The sequence below is a fragment of the Phormidium sp. CCY1219 genome (genome assembly GCF_055795085.1).
In genome coordinates, this window is the sequence record NZ_JAYFEQ010000429.1 from 1 (window position 1) to 5,717 (window position 5,717).

Here is a 5,717-nt window from a genome sequence, read left to right on the forward strand (position 1 = left end):
AGGCAAAATTAGCCCAAACTTTTTCTAGGCTAATTTAAAGCAAAGACTTGATTCGCAGATTCGGCTGGGAAAACTGCGATCGCAGCCCTATGGCTTTAAAAAATAAACAAAACTCGTAAGTTCCAGGAATTCTCTTGGCGGATAATTTCGATGTGGCGGATGAACTCGCGGAAGTAAAAACGACGTTCCGACTCAGATAAATCCAGCCAAAATTGGGGAATAGAAACCGCGCGCGCAATTTCGCGCAAATTCACTGGCGGAAGTTGTGCCTGTTGCCTTTGCAACTGGGAAATTTCCGTGCGAAGTTTGTAGGCGCGCAACTCAGCGGTTTCTGAGTCGAGAATTCCTCGATCGCAAAGTTCGGGAAGCTGGGAAAGGAGAGTTTCTTTCTCGGCGATCGCGCCTTTGAATTCCCCTTCCACCCTTCCCTCATCCGGCATTTCCAACTGAGCAACCGCCTCGGGCAAATCCCGACAAATGGCTTCAATCGTCTGCTGCAATAAGCGATCGTAAGGTAAAGCTTTGCACTTCGATTGTTTCGGACAACGAATGGGCCGCAAATAGAGATATTCGCGATCGCTGTGATAAGAAGTCACCCGAGAAACCGTCATCGGCGAATCGCATTCCCCACAAACCGCCAACCCCGCCAAGGACCGAGGGGCGCTAGCAGTACGCGGGGACATTTTTCGGTTGCGCCGCAGCAGTCGATCCACTTGTGCCGCTTCTTCCCGGGAAACGATCGGCACATGGGTATTAGAAATCACCGCCCCATTCCGATACCGCAAATCCCCGCGATAGGCAGGATTGGTCAGCCACCGACGACCCGTGGTCACGGAGATTTTTTTGCCATGTTTGCGCTCCAGATAGCGTACCGCACCGCGCAAAGAGCCATATAATAGGAAATGCTCGAAAAAGTCCTTCACCACCACCGCCGCCGCGCGATCGAGGGCGTAGCGGTCTTTCCCGCGTCGATAGCCGTAGGGGGCTTTCCCCGGCGGGGGTAAGGCTTTGATGCGATTTTTCGCATGTGCTTTGCGAATTTGTCGGCTGTGGCGATCGCGCTGAATTTCGGCGATCGATTTGAGCAAATCCGCACGACTAATCTTGGGATTTAAGGGATTCACCTCGGTTTCGGTGGGAACGACTTGCACCCCGAGAAATTCCAGTTTCTCCATTGCATCGCACACCTGTTGCACCGAGTCGCCGAGTTCTTCTAACCGACGAATTAATAAATAATCCGCACCGTCGCTTTCGCATTCCGCCAGTAGTCGATCCAGTTGCGCGCGATCGCCTAAATCTCGATAAATGCGATCGATTTCCCAGCCGAAAATTGCCGGATCCGGTGGCGATTCCAATACCGGGTCACTATATAAATAGGCAATAATTTTCATCAATTTTCATCCACGCTTTCCCTCAAATCCCTACTCTCTTCTCCCCCTAACTCTGGCTTAATTCAATGATATTACCATCCGGATCTTGGGTGAATAATGCCGCCCGCCCAGAAGCACTCATTTGTACCGGGCAGTTGTGTGCTTTCAGTTGCGTTTTCGCAGCATCCAAATCCGCCACGGAAAAGGCAATATGCCCATTACGTCCCCATTTTTCCGGGTTTTGCAACTGGATATCAATACCCGAGTCTACAATCAAGTGAATTTGAACCGGTCCGATTTGATACCAAGCGCCAGGAAATTTTAAGGCGCGATCGACCTTTTCTAGTCCGAGGACAGTGCTGTAAAAATGTTCCGAGCGTTCTAAGTTGGAGACTAAGATGGCAGTATGAAGATATTGGGTAATTTGCATAGGTTCGTGGGTGGGAGAAAACTACAACAATTTTTTGTGGTGGGGTTTCTCCCTGAGTGTATCATTGAAGATGCTCCCAGGCGCGATCGCCTGCTGTGTGCTTAGGGCGATCGCCGTCTATCTCCAAGCCGAAGTGCATTTATTTCATGTCAGAATCAAACTCTCTCAACCCTTGGAATTACAAACCCTGGTGGTGTCAACCCTGGTCGATTTTACTCACTGGTGTCACCGCGATCGCCGGCAGTTGGCTGCTGTTGCATAAAATTTGGATAACTATTCTCGTCGCCTTGCCCATATTGACCTGGATGGGCTTTTTCTTGTTAATTTGGCCGCAGTTGATGCGAGAAAGCGGAATATTGGCAAAATACGAAGAAATGCGTAAGCAGCACGAATCCCCGAAATAGCCAGTTCCGACAACAGTCTGGAGCGTTGCCTTTTCCGATGTATGGTGTTTTATTACCATACTTTGGCTAGCGCGTCAAGGGGGCGCACGGACAGCGGCGATCGGCCAAGGTAAAAAATTCCCCCCTCCATCCCCCTAACTGCCGAAAGTCGCGATATCTTGAAGAATAACGTGACCGGAGAAGCAGCGAAATGGAAGGTAAACAAGTCTTACTCACTGGTGGCACCGGCGGACTCGGACTCGGCGTCACCCCCGCAGTATTGGCGCGCGGCGCAAAAGTAACCGTTCCTTACCGCAACGAACAACAGGTCGATCGCCTCAAAAACCAACTTTCCGCTGAAGAGTTTGGCAAAATTCGCTTTGTGGCGGCTGACTTGACCGATGAAGCTACAGTGCAAAAGCTCATCAACGATATGGGCCGAGTAGATGTGACGATTCATCTGGTGGGCGGCTTCGCAATGGGGGAAACCCACGAATATAGCTACCAAGATTGGAAAGACCATTTGCAGTTGAATCTCGATACCACCTTTCTCCTGTGCAAGTACAGTTTGGCAAACATGTTACAGCACGGTTATGGGCGAATCGTCACCGTCGGGTCTCGCGGTGCAGAACAACCGGCAGGACAGCTCGCCGCCTACAGTGCCGCAAAAGCAGGAGTGGTGGCATTAACCCAAGCGATCGCCGACGAAACCAAAGGCACCAACATCACCGCCAACAGCGTCTTACCCAGCATCATCGATACCCCCTCCAACCGCGCAGGGATGGGTGAAGAAAATGCCGACCGCTGGGTCAAACCCGCAGCGATCGCCGAAGTCATCTGTTTCCTCGCCTCAGATGCCGCCAAAGACCTACGCGGCGCAGCTATCCCCATCTATGGCAACATTTAACCCCCCGCGATCGCCCTCACCCTCACCCTAACTCCCGCCCCTCCTTCCTTCCTTACCCCCCAATACCCATTGAGAATCCACAAGCAAGAATTTAAGAAACCCTTAATCACCAACAACCACCCACCCACAACCCACAACCAATGACCAATGACCAATGACCAATGACCAATGACCAACAACCAATAACCCTCCATCCTTGCGTTTTGTAGAATCAAGGGTGAATTGGTCAGACGAGAGCTGAAGCGTTTTGGGAGAGCGAAACCGCGATGAACCCCCTCTATTGCAGTAACGGACATGACAATCTGCCGAACAGTCGCTATTGCCAATATTGTGGCGAAGCGTTGCAGCAGCTTGGAAGCGGGGGTTTCGCGCCGGGAACCATCGTCGGCGATCGCTACCGAATCATCCGCCAACTGGGTCACGGGGGGTTCGGACGCACTTATCTCGCCGAAGATATCAACCGCTTTAACGAATACTGCGTGTTGAAAGAATTTGCCCCGAAAGTTCGCGGCACCTACGCCCAACAAAAGGCTCAGGAACTCTTCAAACGCGAAGCCGGCGTCCTCTACCAGCTACAACATCCGCAGATTCCTAAATTCCGGGAGCTCTGTCGCTCTAATGTAGGCGGGGCAAGTCATTTATTTTTAGTTCAAGACTATGTAGAGGGCCACACCTATCGCGCTTTGCTCTCCCAGAGCCGCCGAAACGGCAAGTTATTCACTCGTGCAGAAGTCATCGAGTTACTACAACAACTCTTGCCAGTATTGGAATACATCCACTCCCAGGGAGTGATTCACCGCGATATCTCTCCGGATAATTTGATCGAGCGCAGTGCCGATCGCATGCCGGTGCTGATTGATTTTGGCGGGGTAAAGCAAGTGGAAGCTGATGTGGAATCCCAAGTGATGGTACCCCCGGGAGGGGGTGCGGAGGTCGCCATCCCTACCCGCCTGGGCAAGGTGGGCTATGCCCCAGAGGAGCAGATGATGCACGGGCGGGTTTATCCGCATAGCGATTTATATGCCCTGGCAGTGACGATGGTGGTGTTGCTCACCGGGCGCGAACCCCTACAGTTGTTCGATCCGCAGGCGCGAATTTGGAAGTGGACCTTCCAGGTCAAGGTTGGGGGGGATTTGCAGGAGATTTTGAATAAAATGATGTCCCCACGGGAAAGCGATCGCTACCAAAATGCCACCCAGGTTCGCCACGCTTTATCTGCTTGCGGTTCTCAGACAATCGCTCTGTCTACCCCGATCGCTCCACTGGCGCTACCCCAAGGGAACCCAAATACCAGTTCTGCTACGGTTTTCCCCACGGAAATGCCCCCGGAAATTGCCTCCGCCTCGACAACTGTTCCCCCCAGTGTCCCAGGGGCGTGGGAGACAGAAATGCCCGTTTCTGGGGGGATGAGTGGTTCTGGTGCATCTGGAAAAGGTCAACTGGGGGGCAGTTTCTTCGCCTGGAGAAATCTGTTACTGGTGCTGTTGTTAATGGTAAGTGCGGGCAGTTTGGGGTGGTGGGGTGGGAATGTTTGGGTGAAGCATCACTCCGTGAAGGCGCTGAGTTCTCAGGGGGAACCAAATTTATTTGATTCCACCGATCCGCAACTGGCGCAGTTTTCTTCGCGTTATTCTTCAGCAGAATTGGAACGCAAGCAAGCCTTGCGCGATCGCCGCCAGGCCCTGGGAGTTGATTATCAGTTTTATGTGGATTTGATTAACGAACGGTTTTACCAGCGATATCCTACCCAACGCGGGCGGATCCTCAGCTACGAACCCGCAGATGTTAAGTGGCGGGAACGGTGGGATGCGATCGCCAGCGAAATGCTCGATTATCTGGCAACATTGAGTGTGGAAGCGCGCGAGCAACTCGGAAGTTACGATCCAGGCGATCTCGATCGCTCGGCGCGATCGCTAAATCGTCTCCAACTCAGTAGCCGCGCTCTCTATGACCTGGCTGATGCTAAATTTTTTTACGATTTTCCCGAACTTAAAGGTCTCGATTTTATCGATGGGGTGATGGGGCAAGTTTGGCAGGCGATCGTACTAGACCAACTCAAGGCTTTACAAAATCGCGAAACTCTAGAAACCATTAGCTTTGCCCAAGGAGCCTATCGTCATCGCGTCCGCGCTACCCTCTCTCCCGGTGGAGGCAAAGCCTACACCGCCTATCTCGCCAAAGGTCAAATCCTCCGACTGTTTTTGCAAGCCAACGGTCCGACTCGTCTCTCTATCTATACCCCCAATGGCACGCGATCTCCCCTACTCGAAGATGCTCCCAACAAAAATTGGAGCGGCACTTTACCCGAATCGGGCCATTATGAATTTGTCGTGGTGTCTGATGCCACCCAGCCAATTTCCTATCAGCTTATCTTAGCTGCCGATCGCGTCACCTTTGATTAAACTAACCACTTCCACCCTTCCAATCTATGGCCAACCGATATTCAGGATTCCCCATTCTCCACATCTTCCCTTCTGATTGCTCCATTCCTCTGATAGGGATGGATGTCCATCAAAGTTTTAAAAAAAATAATATTATTTATTCTTTTTTTTGCCCCTGGCAGATTCTCCAGATTTGCGATCGTATAGGTAGTGAAGCCCCTGGCTCAGGCAGCGCCGTTAAGCAAT

Annotated in this window: 5 protein-coding genes; 3 read left to right on the forward strand and 2 right to left on the reverse strand. The window is 51.8% G+C overall.

Annotated features, from left to right (window positions below; genetic code table 11):
• Positions 1-95 precede the first annotated feature (95 nt).
• Both AC0QH1_RS09940 and AC0QH1_RS09945 read right to left on the reverse strand, forming a co-directional pair.
• Positions 96-1,391 (reverse strand): recombinase family protein, encoded by a 1,296-nt coding sequence (locus tag AC0QH1_RS09940; RefSeq protein WP_324630925.1) that lies wholly within the window; start codon positions 1,389-1,391, stop codon positions 96-98.
• 46 nt (positions 1,392-1,437) lie between these two features.
• Positions 1,438-1,800: a VOC family protein gene (locus AC0QH1_RS09945; protein WP_324630926.1), complete on the reverse strand. Its 363-nt coding sequence runs from the start codon at positions 1,798-1,800 to the stop codon at positions 1,438-1,440.
• A 146-nt stretch (positions 1,801-1,946) separates the two neighbouring features.
• Here AC0QH1_RS09945 and AC0QH1_RS09950 point away from each other — a divergent pair, with 146 nt between their 5' ends.
• From AC0QH1_RS09950 to AC0QH1_RS09960, 3 genes are all read left to right on the forward strand, one after another.
• Complete coding sequence (locus tag AC0QH1_RS09950; protein WP_324630927.1) at positions 1,947-2,204, forward strand: DUF6737 family protein; 258 nt, start codon at positions 1,947-1,949, stop codon at positions 2,202-2,204.
• Positions 2,205-2,394: 190 nt separating this feature from the next.
• Positions 2,395-3,090: a 3-oxoacyl-ACP reductase FabG gene (fabG, locus tag AC0QH1_RS09955; RefSeq protein WP_324630928.1), complete on the forward strand. Its 696-nt coding sequence runs from the start codon at positions 2,395-2,397 to the stop codon at positions 3,088-3,090.
• Positions 3,091-3,356: 266 nt separating this feature from the next.
• Positions 3,357-5,492, forward strand: a complete 2,136-nt coding sequence (locus tag AC0QH1_RS09960; RefSeq protein ID WP_324630929.1) for a serine/threonine-protein kinase — start codon at positions 3,357-3,359, stop codon at positions 5,490-5,492.
• Positions 5,493-5,717 lie beyond the last annotated feature (225 nt).

Excerpts from the sequence above, each read along its gene's own strand:
- AC0QH1_RS09940 (WP_324630925.1), bottom strand. The coding sequence starts at position 1,391 with ATGAAAATTATTGCCTATTTATATAGTGACCCGGTATTGGAATCGCCA.
- AC0QH1_RS09945 (WP_324630926.1), bottom strand. The coding sequence starts at position 1,800 with ATGCAAATTACCCAATATCTTCATACTGCCATCTTAGTCTCCAACTTA.
- AC0QH1_RS09950 (WP_324630927.1), top strand. The coding sequence starts at position 1,947 with ATGTCAGAATCAAACTCTCTCAACCCTTGGAATTACAAACCCTGGTGG.
- fabG (WP_324630928.1), top strand. The coding sequence starts at position 2,395 with ATGGAAGGTAAACAAGTCTTACTCACTGGTGGCACCGGCGGACTCGGA.
- AC0QH1_RS09960 (WP_324630929.1), top strand. The coding sequence starts at position 3,357 with ATGAACCCCCTCTATTGCAGTAACGGACATGACAATCTGCCGAACAGT.